The organism is Streptomyces sp. NPDC054834 (assembly GCF_053611185.1).
In genome coordinates this window covers 1-15,818 of sequence record NZ_JBSGZV010000071.1, presented here as the reverse complement: position 1 = coordinate 15,818, position 15,818 = coordinate 1, and the positions used below count along the sequence as shown (strand labels likewise).

Genomic DNA, 15,818 nt, shown 5'->3' with positions numbered 1-15,818 from the left:
GGTGCGGCAAACCGGTGTGGAAGCAGAACCCTGAGCTTGTTCTTTTTCTTCCGGCCTCGAACGGTGTCTCGAACTGAGTCGCTCACCTGAGGGTTCGTCGGACGTGCGGGCGGCCTTCGTCTGATCATGTGCTCCGACCAAGGTGCACGTGATCACGACGAAGGCCGTGAGGGTGAGTCTGCTGCCTGATGCTGTCCGGAGGGAAGCGTTCGCGGAAGCGTCACGCTTCCGGGGAGAGTTCTACGAGTGTCTGACCGCCTGGCGCGACGAGTTGTTCGAGCTGGTGGACGCGGTGCTGTGTGCGGACGGTGCTGTGAAGTCCCCGGTGGACTTGACGTTGTTGCCCGAGCATCGACGTGGGCATGGAGCGATGTACGGCGGCTTGAACCACGGCCGGCTCGACGTCGACAAGCTGCGGACGGTGCTGGCCGGCCTGCCGCTGCCGCGTTTCGACGGCGGGCGTCTGGTCCTGGCGGTCGATGTGTCGCCGTGGCTTCGCTCGGACGCGCCGTGCTCGGCGGAGCGCCTGTTCTGCCACGTCTACGGCCGGGCGAAGACTGCGTCGCAGTTCATTCCTGGCTGGCCCTACTCCTTCGTGGCCGTGCTGGAGCCGGGCGCCACGTCCTGGACCGCGATCCTGGACGCGGTCCGGCTCGGCCCTACGGACGACGCAACCGCGATCACCGCCGCCCAGCTCCGAGGAGTCGTTGAACGGCTCATCGCCGCCGGCCAGTGGCAGGCGGGGGGCCCGGACATCGTGATCGTGAGCGATGCAGGCTATGACGTCACCCGACTGGCCTGGGTCCTGCGCGACCTCCCCGTCGAGATGGTCGGCCGCGTCCGCTCCGACCGCGTGATGCGGCTGCCGAAACCACCGCGGATGCACGGCGTCAACGGCCGGCCGCCCAAGCACGGCCCGGAATTCCGGTTCACCGAGCCGGAGACCTGGCCCGAGCCCGCGATCACCACGGTCACCGACACCACCAACTACGGAAAGGCCGAGACCCAGGCATGGGACCGGGTCCACCCCCGGCTCACCCACCGCTCCTCATGGCTCAACCACGACGGTGAACTGCCCTTGGTCGAGGGGACGTTGATGCGGTTGAAGGTCGAGCATCTGTCGAAGGAACGGGATGCCCCGCCGCTGTGGTTATGGTCCTCCAAGACCGGTGCCACCCCGGACGACGTGGACCGCTCCTGGCAGGCATTCCTTCGCCGCTTCGACCTGGAGCACACCTTCCGATTCGCGAAGCAAACCCTTGGATGGACCACCCCGAAACTCCGCACTCCCGAAGCGGCGGACCGCTGGACCTGGATCCTGATCGTCGCTCACACCCAGCTCCGGCTCGCCCGACCCCTCGCCACGGACCTCCGCCGGCCCTGGGAGAAGCCGACCACCTCCGACCGCCTCACCCCGCCCCGGGTCCGCCGAGGGTTCAGGAACATCCGCGCTCACCTCGCCTGCCCGGCCCGTGTTCCCAAACCCCGAGGAGCCGGCCCCGGACGGCCACCCGGTGCCAAGAACAAGCACCGGGCACCCCGCTACGACGTCGGTAAGACCGTCAAACGCCCCGAGACCCTCAAGGCCATCGGCAAGCCCGGAAGATCTTGGTAGATAAAGAACAAGCTGAGAGGTCGTTTTCTCCCAGTGTTTCATCCCGGAATTGGTTGTTTAGTGACTGTTTTCGGATCGCGCCAGGAGATGGTGGCTTCGCCGGTGAGGCGGCGGGCCATGAGGTCGGTCATGGCGAGGTGGACCATGGCTTCGGACCGGCCGGGGAGGGTTGCGTAGTCGCGGGCGAGCCGGCGGTGGAGCATCAGCCAGCCGTAGGTTCGTTCGACCGCCCACCGTTTAGGGACGGGGGTGAAGCCCCTGGTCCCGGGGGTGCGGGCGGTGATTTCCATGTCGATGCCGAGGGTGGCGGCGTGCTCGACGAGGTGCTGGCGGTAGCCGCCGTCCACCCACACCTTGCGGATGCCCGAGTGGTCGGCAGCCACCTGGTCGAGGAGTTGGGTGCCGGCCACGGAGTCCTGCACGCTGGCCGCGGTGACCAGCACCGCGAGCAGGAGGCCGATCGTGTCGATGACGATGCTCCGCTTCCGCCCGACGATCTTCTTCCCGGCGTCGGTCCCCTGACTGGAGGCCGGGACACTGGTGGAAGTCTTGACGCTCTGCGCGTCGATCACGCAGGCCGAAGGTTCGGCGTCCCGCCCTTCCTTCTGCCGCAGGAGTTGCCTGAGTAAGCCGTTGAGCTGGGCGAACACGCCTCCTGCCGCCCACTTGGCGAAGTAGCCGTAGACCGTGTTCCAGTTCGGGAAGTCGTGCGGAAGGTAGCGCCACTGGACGCCGGTGCGGTCCACGTACAAGATCGCGTTCATGATCTCGCGCAGGTCGTGCTCGGGTGGCCGGCCGAAGTCCAGGGCCCTGCCGCCACGCTCAAAGCGCCAGGCGGACAGCACCGGCTCGATCAACTCCCAGCGGGCGTCGGACAGATCACTCGGATACGGGCGTCGCGCAGGCATGCTCCTGCCGTACCGCTCCGGATCGAGTGCGCCCAGGCGCACGGCAACGACGACGGAAGCACACCGCACAAGGCCAGGCTCCTTGGGATGAGACAGGCGCAAGCCACATCTCCCCCACGTGTCACCCCACCAGGCCAACAGGTATCAAGCCGACCAATAGTCTCCGCAGAACCACAACCCCGTGCTTCGAAAATTGGCAGACACCAGCGCATTCAAGGTGAAAACGACCTCTGAGAAGCTGTTCCTGATGTCTGCATGACAACCCAAAAACGCCTTCGATCTTCCCATCTTCCTCCTGATTCGTACTCGGAGGGCTGCGGGAAATTCGCTGGACATCCCATGGGCCAGCGGCGAGCGTTGACGGAATGCAGCAGGAGAAGATCTGGGACGCCGATACTGCCCAGCGCTATGACACGCCCGGCTTGGGCATGTTCGCGCCCGAGGTCTTGGGGCCGACCGTGGACCGTCTCGCCCAGCTCGCAGGGATCGGAGCGGCGCTTGAGTTCGCCATCGGGACCGGCCGGGTAGCCGTCCCGCTCGCCGGGCGAGGAGTCTCCGTCACTGGCATCGAGCTATCGCTCCCGATGGTGGAGCAGCTGCGAACCAAGGTAGACGAAGCAACGATCCCAGTGATCATTGGCGACATGGCGACCACCGTCGCCCCCGGGAAGTACACCGTCGTCTACCTCGTCTACAACACGATCTCCAACCTGCTCAGCCAGGATGAGCAGGTCCAGTGCTTTCGCAACGCTGCCCGCCACCTCGCGCCTGGTGGTCGGTTCGTGATCGAGCTCTGGGTACCCGAGTTGCGCAAGCTCCCACCGGGGCAAACGGCCACCGTCTGGCAGTCCGAACCCGGCTACATCGGTTTGGACACCTACGACGTCCTGCACCAGCAGGTGGTATCGCACCACTTCCGCTTCGATGAGTCCGAGCAGGCGCGATTGTTCCGCAGCCCGCATCGCTACATCTGGCCGGCCGAACTCGACCTTATGGCTCAGCTGGCCGGATTCGAACTGGAGACCAGGCATGCCGACTGGGCTGGCGCCACATTCACCGCCGAGTCGCGTTCTCACGTCTCCGTCTACCGACTCCCGCCAACGCAGTAGCTGCGCATGGTCTTCCTCCGGCGTCCTCTTGCTTTGGTAGGCCGAAGGGTCACTGAGAGGCCGCCGGGATTCCGGCGGCCTCCGCCCTTTTGTACGGTGGCACACATGGGCAGGGACGGTGTTCCCCGGCTGAGGCTGGTCGTGGTCGCGGGGCAGGACGCCGGGCCGCGGTTGTGCCGTGGGTGCGGTGGTCCGCTGATGCCGTCGGCGAAGGCGACGGCGGTGCTCTGTTCGTCGGCTTGTCGTTCGCGGCACTGGCGTCGGCTGCGACGCACGAAGTCGAGGACCGAGGCGGTCCGGGCCGCCCGGACGGCGAACTGCCTGGATTGCGGTGGGAGTTGGACGGTCGGGGTGGACCATCCTGTCTCGGCACGGTACTGCTCTCCCCGCTGCCGCAAACGGGCCTGGCATCGGCGGCGCACGCAGCCGGGCGGGGTGTGAGACCGCGCGCCCCGTTACGGCAGGGCAGCTCCACGCGCCGGGCCCGTACGCTCTGGCAACCGCTTCCGGGCCGCCGGATCGTGCGAAGTGACGGGTATTCGTGGCGCGTTGACGGCATGAAGAGTGCCGCGCCCGGATGCCTGTGGGGGTGGGTGCGAATGTCCGCGATGGTCGGCAGTGTGACCCGGGACCGTTACGAAGAGCTGGTCAAGCTGGGGCGGGACTGGGTGGCCACGATGAGCAGCGCCCAGTGGCGCCTCGGGGATGCGGGCGTGGAGATCGAGCCGATGCGCTCGTATGGGGGTGCGAATCCGTCCGGGAAGGACGACCTGTTCACCGTCAGCGAGGCCATCCGGATGTTCGCCGAAGACGTCGGCCTGGCCTATACGACGGTCGGCAGCTACCGGTGGGTGTCCTCGCGCTGGCCGAAGGAGCGCCGGCGGGCGGACGTTTGCTGAGTTGGGGTGAGGTCGCGGCCCGGCGGGCGCCTGAGGGGTGTCGTCACCCACGGGCCGGCCCCCATGTAGGCGCGGTCGGCGAGTACCGGGACGCCCTGCCTCTCGCAGATCCGGATGATCTGATGGGTGCGGGCAGCGGTCAGGTCGTGGGCGCGACCGGGTAACGCGGGCGAGATCCACAGCAGCCGCCCCGCTGGGTCGGTCACCATCTGCACGTTTCACCCCGTGCCGACGGTGCTTGTGAGAGTAGTCGGCTCGGCTGTCGCCGACCCGGTCGCACTCTGCGAGGGTGCCATCCAGCAGGACGTAGTCGGGGTCGGCTTCGCGCAGGGCTCGCAGCAGGCCGGGCGCGCGGTCGGCGAGCAAGCCGATCACCGCGCTCGTGTAGGTGTGTGCGGTGCCGACGGCGATGCCGAAGCCGGCCGCGATCTGCGCGAGGGTGTCGTGTCGGCGCAGGTCCACCAGGCCGACCAGGGCACGCTGGTGCGGCGGGAGCTTGCAGCGACGGTCACCCTCGCGGGTGACGATGAGCATGGTTACCCACTCGACCAGGGCATGGGGGAGGCCGAGTGCGGCAGGAGAGGGAGCCAACAAGGCTCCTGTGCTGGCGAGTTGAGACGTCGAACACCTCCCTCAACGGCACAGGGGCCTTGTCCGTTGCGGACCATGCCTCGTCACCCGATCAGTGGCCACGCTGAAAACGCTCAGTCACCGGAGATCGAGCGGCTCGTTCGGCTGTGCGTGACGACCACCGCAATGACCGATGCCCTTGTGCGGTCGGCGAGCGTCACGACGTCCTCGGAGCCGGGGAGCCACTGCGCCACCTCGTCGGCGCGCAGATAAGGGATCGTGTCCGCGCGCACGAGCCGGGACCGCGCCTTACTGGCCCGCGACCTGACTTGCCGCTGGCGAGTGAGCGTCTCTTCCGGCGTGCGGTGCAACACCCAGACCTCTGCCACGAGTTCCACTCCTGAAAGCCAGCACCGATCATCCACTCATCATGGCCTTCCCGCGCCACGATGAAGGCGTTGATCTCCCGACTGCTCGACGGTAGGGGACCCAGGACGTTCGTATTGCTGCGCCAACGGGGGCGCTACATCGCCGAAGTTTCGGGCGAGTGGCTGCCGACGCCAAGATCACTCGGCATCTTCGTCGAGCGACCGGTGCCGTTGTACGGCGATGTCGGCCCACAGTGAGGCGACCACAAAGTCGGCGTCCCGAAACGCTTCCCTGGTGATCGGCTTGTAGCGCTTGCCCACCCCGACGTGGGCTTCCGCCTCGGCCCGGGTGATGGAAAGCAGAGCCATGAGCGAGCGTGAGCAGGGACGCCGAGCGTCGTCATCACCGATTGAATCCCGGGTAGCGGCAATACCATCAACGCCGAATCCGTGCCCGAAGCGCAAGGAGCATCAAGGTGGCGAACGTCGGCCCAAGCACCACGAGGCCAAATTTTATTACACGCCCCCATGAACTGTAGTTGATATTGGGCGCACTTCTCGACAATGGCAATGTCGCCAATTCAAGGGAGCTAAGGAGGGCGTCAGCATTGGAGAGCCTTTCACTTGCTTGCACATTCCCTTTCTCGAATGACCCCGACCGCAAATGCGCAGACTTGCACGTCGATGCCTCAAGCGGGGCGAGTGCCTACTCATCACCGTGACTGCAGGGCTTCCACTGCCCAGCGAGTATCACCCGTCCGAGATTGACCAGATCATCAGCGCCGCTCGCTGGACGCCGTAACTCATGCGTGCCGAAATCTCCGTCTGCACCACCATCCGCATCACGACACCGCCAAGGCAGTCATTGGATGCGGCCATCTGGACACGTTTAGGCCGTAAGCCCTTTTCAACTTGGTTTGAATCGTCCTGCCCAGGCTCTGTCCGGCCCGGACCCCGTTCAGCGCACGGTCACTCCACGCATGGCGAGACGCAGCCCCTCGAACAGGTCACGCAGTTCGCTCGGCATGCGGGGCGCCACGATCGCGACCACCTCCAGCAGGAGCCGGACGTCGCCCCGGAACTCCTTGTCGCCGACGGGCTCGTCCAACATCCTCGCCACCTCGGTCAACGGAACGCCGATGGAGACCTCGACCTCCTCCGGGAGGCTGTCGAGGTAGCGTCGTCGTCGGTGAGCACGAGATCCACGATGCGGCGGGCAGCTTCCCTGACGGACTGCGAACCAGTCTCGGACGGCACGGTCCCCCCATGTCAGTCAGTCTTCTCCAACCAGCCTAGCTGGCCCGTCAGTTGGGCTGACAACGTGGTGAAGCCCCGGGTAGATGGGTTTCGACCAAGAAGATCCGTCTCCACCAAAAGGTTTCGTGCGCTTGTCTACCCGTCGGGCGTCGACGTGTCCAGCTCTGCCCTGCGCTTTCTCGAGAACGACTGCGGCAACGCCGCCGCGTGATCGGTACCCGTTGGCGACGCCCGAGCGCCGGCCGCCAGGCTCTCCTCACACGCCCACCTACGCAACGGGCAAACCTATGCCCAGCTCGCCGCCGGCTTCGGTGTCGGCACGACCACCGCCTACCGTTACATCACCGAGGCCGTCGACCTCCTCGCCGACCTCGCGCCCACTCTCGAAGCGGCGGTGCGGGCCGCCTCGACGAAGGCATTCGTCCTGCTGGACGGAACCCTGCTGCCGATCGACCGCATTGCTGCCGACCAGCTCTTCTACTCTGGGAAACACAGGAAGCACGGTATGAACGTGCAAGTCGTCGCCGATCCACTCGGTCGCCTGCTGTGGGCATCGCCGGCCATGGCCGGCGCCATCCACGACGTCCGCGCAGCTCGTGAACACGGCATCGTCGACGCCCTTGCCGCAGCGGACGTCCCGTGCTGGGCCGATACTGACTTCGGCTCGTCAAGGTGACGCTGTTTCGTCGAGGGTCAGGCCGGTGCCCGCTATGAAGCCGTCGAGGGTCTGGGGCCGGTACTGAAGGCGCTTGAGCCGGTTGCGTACGAGGGCTTCGAGCCGGTCGAGTGCGACCACGGCGAGGTTGGCCAGGCTGCGCTTGACGTGCGCCCACACCCACTCGACGGGGTTGAGGTCGGGTGAGTAGGCGGGTAGCAGGAACACCGTCAGCCACTCGCGCTCGTTGATCAGCTCACACATGACGCGGGAGACGTGGGTGTTCAGGCGGTCCCAGACCAGCACGATCGGTGCCTTCAGGAGCTGGTGGACGCCGTCGACGAGTGCGATGAAGTCCCGCTCGCTCATGCTGCGGCGCGCGCCTTTGCCCGCTCGGTGGGTGCGCAGGCGGTGGCACAGCCGGGTCCTCGAGCCGGGCCGCATCGCGATCAGTCCCGCCGCGGACAGGCGTCCCGAACGTCGCCCGCTGACGGTCACGACCGGGGTGTGCCCGCGCCGGCCCCAGGTTCGTCCTCGGGGCGGCTTTCGGGTGAAGCCTGCTTCGTCTTCGAAGCAGATGTAGCCCCCGCAGTCCGCCCGGGCGGCCGGACCCTGCTCCAGGTACACGGCCAGTTTCTCCAGACTGCGAGGGGACAGCCGACAGCGCGATCCACTCGGGCCGCGGGACGCCAGAGCCTCAACGCCACCGTCCCGCCACAACTGATACCAGTGGTAGGCGGACTTCTGGCTCACCCGTAGGCGCCGTGCGACCTCCAATGCCTTGATCTTCTGCTCGAACAGCTCGGCCGCCTGCATCCGCACCGACTCCCGGCGCCGACGTCCCGCAGCGGTCAGCCCACCCCCATCGCCATATCTCACACACCACGGGATACAGCCACCGTTCTGAGCCCATAGAGCACTTCGCCAAGATTCACCCTGACGAGCTGAAGTCAGTAACCGTCGCACCGTGGGACGGCAGGCTCTGGGAGGAGCAGGTGACCGCTTCGTCGCCTGCCACTGACGCACCGCAGACCCGGTACGACGACCTGCGCGCGCTGATGATCAACTGCACTCTGAAGCGCTCGCCGGAGACGAGCAACACCCAAAGACTGATCGACCGCAGCACCGCCATCCTGGACGCGCAGGGCGTACGGTTTGATGTCGTAGGGGCGGTGGACCACGACATCGCCACCGGCGTGTGGCCCGACATGAGGGAACACGGCTGGGAGACGGGCGCCTGGCAGGAGCTGTACCGGCAGGTCCTGGGCCCGACATCCTCGTACTGGCGGGCCTCTTCTGGCTCGGCGACAACAGCTCCGTGATGAAGCAGGTCATCGAGCGCCTCTATGCCTGTTCCAGCCTGCTCAACGAAGCCGGCCAGTACGCCTATTACAGCCGCGTCGGCGGCTGTCTGATCACCGGCAACGAGGACGGCGTCAAGCACTGCGCCATGAACGTCCTCTGCAGCCCCTTGGCTACACCATCCCTCCTCACGCGTACGCCGGATGGATCGGCGAGGCGGGCCCCGGCCCCTCCTACCTCGACCCCGGCTCGGGCGGACCGGAGAACGACTTCACCAACCGCAACACCACCTTCATGACCTGGAACCTGCTGCACCTGGCCCGCGCCCTGAAGGACCTCGGCGGCATCCCCGCCTACGGCAACCAGCGCACCGCCTGGGACGCCGGCTGCCGCCGCGACTACGAAAACCCCGAGCCCCGGGAGGCCGGCGGAAGAAGAGGCTGCGCAGGTCAGGAGGCTGGACACCTTCGATCGAAACCGCCCGCCGCAGCGCCGCGCACGCGAACCGGCCCGCATCGTTCAGTACGGGCCTGTCCGCCCGCTCATTGGTCCGCTTGCCGGCGAGAGCTGGGGCGTCGGCCAGGTATCAGCATGGCTCTCGGCCATGGTCTCAGGAGAGCCTGCGGCGGAGCCTGAGGGCGAAAGCCGTGGCTCCTGCGCTCATGCACGGCATGCGGCTCGCGCGACAGCCTGGTGGGGTAGGGCTACGGGTTCGCGGCATACGCGACCGGCAGGTCGGACCTGGGTCTGCGTCGGATGTTGACCGCCAGGGATGCGTCAAAGGACCGTCAGAGGCACATACTTGATCGTGCGGGAAGGTCTCGCGGTGGTCCTGAGGGGGGCGCGGCAAGGTGAGTGGTGGGGGCCAGGGGCTGGGCAAGGTCGAGGTGCGGCTGAAGTGGGATCCGAGTCCGTACGGGCAGCCGCCCCGGCATCTCGACATCATCGCGGCGACGTATCCGGCGGACGACCCTTACGGGCGGCCGGCGTATGTCGTGCATTACGACAGCCGGTCGCCGGACGGCACCATCAACATGAGCCGGCACAGCCAGACAGGCATGGGCTTCGGGTTCGTCGAGGTGATGGTCCTGGAGTTCGACCGTCTCTCACCCGCGTACGGGCGGGTGGTGGTCGGGGTGGCCATCCATCAGGACGGCGGCCCCCGCACGTTCGGTGACATCTCCAACGCGGGGGTGGTCGTCGTCGAGGGATACCGGCAGCTGATCGCGGACGACCTCGCCCGGGTCGCCGATGCTACGGCCGCGACGGTGGCCGAGTTCACCCGGGACTCCGCTGGAGCGTGGGAGTTGCGGGAGATGATCCGGGGCTTCGACAGCGATCCGGTGCTCTTCACCGCGGAGATGGGCAGCCCGCAGCATTGAGTGCTCCCCGGGTCTTTCGAGCACCGGCCGCTTTCCTTACGGTTCCGGACAGCACCACGCAAGAGCGCTGCTGTTCGTACCGGAGGTGGGCTCATGGGGATGAGGTCCGGAGGGGGCGTGACGCTGCGTTCGGGACTGTGGCGGTGGCGGCGCAGTCCGCTGCGGCGGACGAGTGACCTGGTTGAGGCGTGGCTGCTGTTCGTCGCGTGGGCCGTGGGCGTGCTGGGCGGGGCGGCCGCGGGCGTGACGGCCGCTGTGGTGGCGGACCGGGGCTTCGCGGAGGAGCGTTCCGGCCGTCGGCAGGTCGCGGCAGTCCTGCTCGAGGACGCCAGGGACGCGGCGCCCGCGCACGCCGACGTGAGCAACAACGCCGACGCGACGGTCCGGTGGACGACGCGCGACGGCCGGACACGTACCGGGCGGGCCGCGGTGCCCGCGCACATGCCTGTGGGGGCCCGTGTACCGGTGTGGACCGACTCCCGGGGGGATCTGGTCTCCGAGCCTGCGGGCCGGTCCGACGCGGTGCTGAAGTCCTCCCTGGTGGGCATGGGTTCGGCCATAGCCACGGGATGCGCGGTCTGGGGCTCCGCACGAGCCGCACGTGCCTTGCTGGACCGGCGTCGTATGAAGCAGTGGGCACTGGAGTGGGAGCGCGCGGACGCCCGGCGGGGCGGCGCGACGGCTTGATCCGCCACCCTCGCCCGAGTCCGGCCCCCGGTTCAGTCCGCCTCTGCCTGCGCCTCGACGTCCTCGATGCCGCTGGGCCGTCCGGCCCGGTTCCAGCGGATGTACAGGCCGGCGGCGATGAGGAGCGTGGCCACCATCGACAGGACCGGCCAGCCGCGCAGCAGGTTCACCACGAGGGTGAATGCCACGGCCGTCGCGGCGATCCCGTTGATCCAGGCCAGGGCGGGCTTGCCCTCGCTGCGGGCGAAGCGGGTCATGGCGAGCAGGCCCACCAGGAAGCTGACGAAGACAGCGACGGCGTAGAAGAGGACGAGTTCCTGCTCCTGGCCGGCCGCTGCGACGATGATCAGTGCGGCCGCAGCCAGATAGACGACCACGGACCAGTACGGGGTGTGGTGGCGGTTGGTCCGGCCCAGCACCGGAGGCAGCACGCCCGGCCGCTCGGGTGTGCCGGCCAGGGCCTTGAGCAGGCCGGGGCCGGCCTGGAAGGAGGAGCTGGCGGCGGCGAGCAGCAGCAGCGAGCTGGTCAGCTGGAAGGCTCCGTACAGCCAGCCCGGTCCGGCGGCGGCGTGCGCGATGTCGGCGATCTGGGTGGAGTCCGCGCCGGGGATGCCGATGCGCAGTCGCACGGCCAGCGCGGTCAGCGCCAGGGTGAGGCCGCCGACGATCACCACGAGCAGGGCGAGGGTGCCGCGGCCGAAGCGGCGGCGGTGGGTGTCGTTGAGCTGGCCGAGCTGGGCGATCGCGGTCGAGGGCGCCTCGACACCGGTGGCCAGGGCCATGGCGACAGGGAAGGCCAGCACCACCGCGAGCATGGCCGGGCGACCGGGGTCGTGCGTGGCGGCCGCGTGGCCTGTTGCGTGGGGCGCGGCGAAGCCGATGACCAGCACGGCCACCGAGACCACAACGAACGCCACGGTCATGACAGCGAACAGCAGGCGTCCGCCGTGCCCGAACCAGGTAAGCCCTGCGACCACGAGCAGCAGCACCAGAGCCAGCGGGATACGGAAGGCCGCCAGGCCGGGAAATAGAGCAATCACCGCGCTCGACGCCGCCGCGATCGAGATGCCTATGGTCAGGACGAAGTCGACCACCAGCGCCCCGATGGGCAGGAACGTCCACCGCGGCCCGAACGCGCGCGCCGCCGCGGCGGCCGCACCCCCGCCCTTGGGGAAGCGGCGCACCAGCTGCCAGTAGTTGGCGGTGACCACGACGACCAGCCCGACCACCAGGCTCATCGTGGGCAGCAGCAGCGCCAGATCCCCGTGCAGAGCACGCAGCGCCGCCTCGATCGCGTACGCCACAGAGGACACCGGATCGGCGATCACCGCGAAGGCGAACGCGAAGAAAAGGACGGACCGGCGCGGTGTACGCCCGCGCGGGGAGACGGCGGTCGCCGATGTCACGGCAGCCCGGGTAGTGGCAGGCACGTGAAGACCTCTCATCAGGAGAAAAAAGTAGGAGGGACCTCGCCGACCAGACTTCCCGGCACACCGACAACAACACTAGGCCAGGAAGTCATCAGCCCGGCATCACGGGCCGTCAAGGAAACGTCAAAGGGGACGACGACCTTTCCTGGCCGTCGTCGGTCGGCGGCTGGAGCCGTGGGACATCGGCAGCAACCGGGCCAAGCTGGGTCCGGAGGCCTTGAACATCAATCCGGACCTGTGGTGCCGCCGGGTCGCGCGGGTGCCGCTGGAGCGGCGACGCCTGTGCCGAGGTGAGCCGGGGGTCCTGGGCCCGTGCCGGAGCGTCGAGGCACGGGGCCGACCTGGCGCTCGCCGACGTTGTCCTGCGCGAGGCAGGAGACCGACTGTCCACGACGATCGAGGGCAGCGTGCGCTGCGTTCAGAACCGCGCCAGCCTAGTCCGCGCCCTCTACGAGCGCCCCTTCGGTGTCGGCGGCGTGCTCCGAGCTCCGGCAGAGGACACGAGCCCGGCGAGCCGTCCGGGCCGCGTGACCTGGACGCCTCGGCCGACCAGGAGCACGAGGTTGCGCCAAGGGTCGCGCCTGTCGGTTGCGCTGGATGTTGCGACAAGGGTTGCGCCTACTGTTGCGCGCCCCGCAGGAGCGTCCCCGTGTCCGTGCAGGTCACCACGCGGTTTCGCCGTTGTCGGTCCGCTGACATCCCCGTTGCGGCCGCTCTGCCCATGTCCCTTGGCTGGAGTGAAGGAGTAAGGGACGGGCGGGTTGGGCGGCGCGGCCGCGGCCGGGGATCGGGGCGCGCTCAGCCGGTTGCGCGTCGCCGGGGCCGCCGCGCCGTGCCGCCGTCAGCCCGGCGGCGGAGGGCCGAGACGGAAGTCGCCGGCGCCCCCCTGCTGTCCTTCCGGTGCCGAGCCCCACCAAGGGGCGAGGCGGGACAGTCCCGCCGGATGGAGGTACCACCGTGATCGTTCGACTCGCAGGCGGCCCGCTCGCCGGGATCGTGCTGGAGACCACCGACGCCTGGGTCGGCCAGTGGCTCACGGTCGGGGACGCCGACTGGGGCCTGTACGTGCCCACCCACCGCGACCCGGCCGGCGGTATCGTCCTGGCGGAGATCCGGGCCACCGCACCGCGTCGTACTGACGGTGCCTGCCCTGAGCCGTCGGCCGGTGCCACGGGAACCGAGGCACCGACTAGCGGTGCCTGTTTCCAAAATTGAAGGTTTGATCTTGGTGTTTTGGGTTAGGCGACGTCCGTGTCACCTGCCCGGTCCGACCTGCTCATCCAGGTTCGGCATGCCTTGATCCAGGCCGGGTTCCACCTCGTCGGCGAGGATGCAGAGGACAGCGGGCCCGGGCTTGCCGTGACGACGGTGCCGACTGGGGTGCTGGTGAGGTGGACGGCCTCGGACGGGTTCACCTCGCTGGCGAAGGACCAGCCCGGAGCGTCGGGTGACAGCATGCAGGCGATCGTGCAGGCTGCGATCTCGGGGCTGTTGGTCCAGCTGGGACACACGGTCACGGAACCATCAGATGGTGGTGACCTGCTGATTTTGGCTGACGAGTAGGGTCCGCCGACAGGCTGTACTGAGCAGTTGATGGGGATTCTTGAGAAAATCTCCAACTCTGCTCGTCGCCCCACTCGGTCCGGAGTTCAACGGAGATAGCTGTCGATCTTGACCTGAGCGACGAGGGGGTTGAGGGACATCGGAATGAAGACCGGTGCTAAAAGATTGTTGTATGTGGGTTCAGCGAGTGATCGACCTGGCCGGGTGGGAGCCGCTTGGGATCTCCGTCGACTGGGCGGCGATCGAGGGAGAGCTGGGGGTTCCGCTGCCGGCGGACTACAAGGACCTCTACGAGGCCTTCGGTGGCGGCGTCTTCAGTGATTCCCTCTACTTTCTGGGGCGCGACGAAGGCCCCGCATTCGACTTCCTGACACAGTGGCGGGTCGACCTGTCAGTCGACCAGGACAGCAAGCTCGGAAACGTCTCCGCCGTCGAGCCCTATGCGATCTACGCGCCGGGCGGCAAGGGGCTGGTTGAGTGGGGCTCCACCGAATGGGCCGACGAGTACTTCTGGCTGATCGACGCCGAGCGGCCGGGGGAGTACCCCGTCCTCGCGCGGTCCAATGACGTCGGCGCGTGGCACCGGTACGACATGTCCACCTCCGAGTTCCTCTACCGCGTCCTTGCCGATGCAGATTTTCAACCTTTCGGGATCGCGCAGTACGGCCTCGGCACGACGTTCGAGCCCGGCTCCGGCGACCCCCTCGACGGCCAGCCGCTCTGAGGAGAGGCTGGCCGTCCCACGTTCGTGGACACGACAGTGCCGTCGTTTCTCATCGAGATCCGAGAGCCAGGTGATCACCAACTGCCTCCGGAATCGGTCGCCAAACGCTGTTCTTTTCGGGGGTCTGGCTCAACTTCTGTGGAGCAGTAACGTTGCGTGCTGTCGAAACCCTGCTCACCCGACCTGGGTCCCAAGTGGCGTCCCACCCGTCTCGGGGACACTGCAGGCGTATTCCGCCCCATGCCCTCAGCTGCGTGCTCGTCGCGAGAGGATGGGGTGGTGATCCGCTACGACCCCGAGATACAGGCTCTGTACCGCCGCTATTGCCTCCCTGCGCGCCGCTACCTGAAGCTTGGCGGAGCGGTACTTCGCATGTCGCGCGAGGAGTACGAGCCGTTCGTTCATGCCCTGGCCCGTGATGCGAGGGCTGTTACCGACGCCGAGCTCACCATCCTCTTCGAGGGCAGCTGGCGCGAGCGGCGCACCGCGGCATGGCTCGCCGCCATCTCGCGCCGTGACCACTTCCGCGGGCGTCTGGGAGCACTGCTGCTGGAGAGCGAGGTCTGCTGCGCGGGTGGGGCCTACTGCGTGGCGTTGGCGAGTTTCGGCACCGCACGGGACGCCGACCTGCTCGCCGCTTACCTGGATCGCTACCTGCATCGGCCCGACCTCGCCTACGACCAGCCGACAGCCATGGGCGCCCTGGCGTACACCGACTCCGTCCTGCACAGCGACCGGGCCAGCCATTTCCTCCAGGAGGGCGGCCTGTGGCGGCAGTGGTTCCAGGACGCGCCCCACATGCACGGCGATGACGGCATCTCCACCTACCTGGGCGGCATTCGCCTCGCCTGCGCCGTCATCGACGAATGCGCCGACACCTGACCCCATTGGTCTTGTTCGCGTCGAAGACTCTGGCTCGTCGTCCTTGAGGCGGCGACCCTCCGTCATGCCAGTAGGACGCGCTTGCGGAGAAGTTGGAAGCCTGCCCGCCCGAACATCTGGCGCTTGACAATCTTGATCCGGTTGACATGGCCTTCGACCGCACCTGAACTCCAGGACAGAGTGAGTCCGGCGGTGACGGCGTCGAGGTCGCGGTCGATGCCAGCGGCGAGGGTGTGGAGGCTGGGCAGGTCGTCCTGTCGGACGGCGTCGAGCCAGTCCGGGAGACGCTCGCCTTGGCGGTCGGTGAGCATGACCGCGAAGGACCGGACGTGTCGGGTGAGTGCGTCGATTTCGGGGCACTGGGTGCGGACGGTCTTGAGCTGGAGTTGTTCGGGCTCGGTGAGGGTTTCCGGGCGTCTGAGGATCCATCCGGAGACCGTTCGGGGCGACGGCGGCCGGGCGGTCAC

The 15,818-nt window shown here is 67.7% G+C and carries 17 protein-coding genes and 4 pseudogenes; 12 read left to right on the top strand and 9 right to left on the bottom strand.

Translation table 11 applies throughout. The annotated features are described in order from the left end of the window. Window positions 1-172: 172 nt before the first annotated feature. Complete coding sequence (locus tag ACWGJM_RS45655; RefSeq protein ID WP_453417714.1) at window positions 173-1,615, top strand: NF041680 family putative transposase; 1,443 nt, start codon at window positions 173-175, stop codon at window positions 1,613-1,615. A 38-nt stretch (window positions 1,616-1,653) separates the two neighbouring features. On the opposite strand, the gene ACWGJM_RS45650 is transcribed toward ACWGJM_RS45655, so the two are convergent. Further along, entirely contained in the window at window positions 1,654-2,523 is an 870-nt protein-coding gene (locus ACWGJM_RS45650; RefSeq protein ID WP_453417690.1) for an IS5 family transposase, read from the bottom strand. 365 nt (window positions 2,524-2,888) lie between these two features. On the opposite strand from ACWGJM_RS45650, the gene ACWGJM_RS45645 reads away from it, so the two are divergent. Continuing rightward, a complete protein-coding gene (locus ACWGJM_RS45645; RefSeq protein ID WP_453417689.1) occupies window positions 2,889-3,632 on the top strand; it encodes a class I SAM-dependent methyltransferase in 744 nt (247 codons plus the stop codon). Between the two features lie 599 nt (window positions 3,633-4,231). Next, window positions 4,232-4,531, top strand: a complete 300-nt coding sequence (locus tag ACWGJM_RS45640) for a hypothetical protein (RefSeq protein ID WP_453417688.1) — start codon at window positions 4,232-4,234, stop codon at window positions 4,529-4,531. Here the strand turns inward: ACWGJM_RS45640 and ACWGJM_RS45635 are convergent. The 5 genes and pseudogenes from ACWGJM_RS45635 to ACWGJM_RS45615 form a co-directional block, all read right to left on the bottom strand. Further along, window positions 4,513-5,122 (bottom strand): annotated as a pseudogene (locus tag ACWGJM_RS45635) (transposase family protein); the annotation flags it as partial. The gene ACWGJM_RS45640 and the pseudogene ACWGJM_RS45635 sit on opposite strands and share 19 nt — an antisense overlap. A 113-nt stretch (window positions 5,123-5,235) precedes the next feature. Continuing rightward, window positions 5,236-5,490: a hypothetical protein gene (locus ACWGJM_RS45630; RefSeq protein WP_453417687.1), complete on the bottom strand. Its 255-nt coding sequence runs from the start codon at window positions 5,488-5,490 to the stop codon at window positions 5,236-5,238. A 177-nt stretch (window positions 5,491-5,667) separates the two neighbouring features. After that, window positions 5,668-5,838: a hypothetical protein gene (locus ACWGJM_RS45625; RefSeq protein ID WP_453417686.1), complete on the bottom strand. Its 171-nt coding sequence runs from the start codon at window positions 5,836-5,838 to the stop codon at window positions 5,668-5,670. 381 nt (window positions 5,839-6,219) lie between these two features. Further along, a complete protein-coding gene (locus ACWGJM_RS45620; protein WP_453417685.1) occupies window positions 6,220-6,348 on the bottom strand; it encodes a hypothetical protein in 129 nt (42 codons plus the stop codon). Window positions 6,349-6,427: 79 nt separating this feature from the next. Beyond that, window positions 6,428-6,580 carry a hypothetical protein gene (locus ACWGJM_RS45615; RefSeq protein WP_453417684.1) on the bottom strand — a complete coding sequence of 51 codons (153 nt, stop codon included), beginning with the start codon at window positions 6,578-6,580 and terminating at the stop codon, window positions 6,428-6,430. A 300-nt stretch (window positions 6,581-6,880) separates the two neighbouring features. Between ACWGJM_RS45615 and ACWGJM_RS45610 the strand changes: the two are divergent. Beyond that, a pseudogene (locus ACWGJM_RS45610) lies at window positions 6,881-7,387 on the top strand (transposase family protein); the annotation flags it as partial. Window positions 7,388-7,393: 6 nt separating this feature from the next. Here the strand turns inward: ACWGJM_RS45610 and ACWGJM_RS45605 are convergent. After that, window positions 7,394-8,260: a transposase gene (locus ACWGJM_RS45605; RefSeq protein ID WP_453417683.1), complete on the bottom strand. Its 867-nt coding sequence runs from the start codon at window positions 8,258-8,260 to the stop codon at window positions 7,394-7,396. Window positions 8,261-8,376: 116 nt separating this feature from the next. Between ACWGJM_RS45605 and ACWGJM_RS45600 the strand changes: the two are divergent. The 3 genes and pseudogenes from ACWGJM_RS45600 to ACWGJM_RS45590 all read left to right on the top strand — a co-directional run. Then, window positions 8,377-9,103, top strand: a pseudogene (locus ACWGJM_RS45600) (flavodoxin family protein); the annotation flags it as partial. Window positions 9,104-9,534: 431 nt separating this feature from the next. After that, complete coding sequence (locus ACWGJM_RS45595; protein WP_453417682.1) at window positions 9,535-10,065, top strand: TerD family protein; 531 nt, start codon at window positions 9,535-9,537, stop codon at window positions 10,063-10,065. A 117-nt stretch (window positions 10,066-10,182) separates the two neighbouring features. Continuing rightward, window positions 10,183-10,752: an Rv1733c family protein gene (locus tag ACWGJM_RS45590; protein WP_453417681.1), complete on the top strand. Its 570-nt coding sequence runs from the start codon at window positions 10,183-10,185 to the stop codon at window positions 10,750-10,752. A 32-nt stretch (window positions 10,753-10,784) separates the two neighbouring features. Here the strand turns inward: ACWGJM_RS45590 and ACWGJM_RS45585 are convergent, their stop codons facing one another. Next, window positions 10,785-12,158 (bottom strand): amino acid permease, encoded by a 1,374-nt coding sequence (locus ACWGJM_RS45585; RefSeq protein WP_453417680.1) that lies wholly within the window; start codon window positions 12,156-12,158, stop codon window positions 10,785-10,787. 368 nt (window positions 12,159-12,526) lie between these two features. On the opposite strand from ACWGJM_RS45585, the pseudogene ACWGJM_RS45580 reads away from it, so the two are divergent. From ACWGJM_RS45580 to ACWGJM_RS45560, 5 genes and pseudogenes are all read left to right on the top strand, one after another. Beyond that, window positions 12,527-12,640 (top strand): annotated as a pseudogene (locus ACWGJM_RS45580) (restriction endonuclease); the annotation flags it as partial. 499 nt (window positions 12,641-13,139) lie between these two features. After that, window positions 13,140-13,397: a hypothetical protein gene (locus ACWGJM_RS45575; protein WP_453417679.1), complete on the top strand. Its 258-nt coding sequence runs from the start codon at window positions 13,140-13,142 to the stop codon at window positions 13,395-13,397. Between the two features lie 36 nt (window positions 13,398-13,433). Next, window positions 13,434-13,745 (top strand): hypothetical protein, encoded by a 312-nt coding sequence (locus ACWGJM_RS45570; RefSeq protein WP_453417678.1) that lies wholly within the window; start codon window positions 13,434-13,436, stop codon window positions 13,743-13,745. Between the two features lie 187 nt (window positions 13,746-13,932). After that, window positions 13,933-14,469, top strand: a complete 537-nt coding sequence (locus ACWGJM_RS45565; RefSeq protein WP_453417677.1) for an SMI1/KNR4 family protein — start codon at window positions 13,933-13,935, stop codon at window positions 14,467-14,469. 279 nt (window positions 14,470-14,748) lie between these two features. Next, window positions 14,749-15,351 carry a DUF6000 family protein gene (locus ACWGJM_RS45560; protein WP_453417676.1) on the top strand — a complete coding sequence of 201 codons (603 nt, stop codon included), beginning with the start codon at window positions 14,749-14,751 and terminating at the stop codon, window positions 15,349-15,351. A gap of 62 nt (window positions 15,352-15,413) precedes the next feature. Here the strand turns inward: ACWGJM_RS45560 and ACWGJM_RS45555 are convergent. Next, window positions 15,414-15,818, bottom strand: a 405-nt coding sequence (locus tag ACWGJM_RS45555; RefSeq protein ID WP_453417675.1) for an ISL3 family transposase, incomplete at its 5' end; no start/stop codon positions are given.